Annotated in this window: 1 pseudogene; it reads left to right on the plus strand. The window is 42.8% G+C overall.

Going from position 1 to position 418, the window contains the following annotated elements:
- Window positions 1-111 precede the first annotated feature (111 nt).
- Window positions 112-418: pseudogene (locus tag ACYVTD_RS17175) on the plus strand (hypothetical protein); the annotation flags it as partial.

Here is a 418-nt window from a genome sequence, read left to right on the forward strand (position 1 = left end):
AAGAGACATACTTCTGCGGTTGGGGACATATCTTGCGTCTCCCGAATTACGCGGCTCGAAAAAGTATCTAAAAGTAAAATCATGGTTGCGGAAGATTTGGTATATTTAGGTATGCCGAAAAGGGTTAAATCCAAAAAAGCGGCTAAGGCGTTTATTATCTGGTTTTTCAGTGTTGAAAACCAGCGCCGTATTTTGGAGTATTCCAAGACAAACAGAATAAACGAAAATATTTTCGGCGTTTGCGGAGGCTTTTCCGCGCTGAGTCCTGTTACAGAGCAGATCTACCCGCTTTTTTATCCTGAGCTTTTGGGAAGAATGCCTCCGTCGGAGTATTTTACAAACACCAATGTACTGCCCGCCAACTGGTTAATCTTAAAGGAAAGAGTGGTAATGCCCTATCTTAACGACAGAGCAAGGA

The organism is Treponema sp. R6D11 (assembly GCF_054786075.1).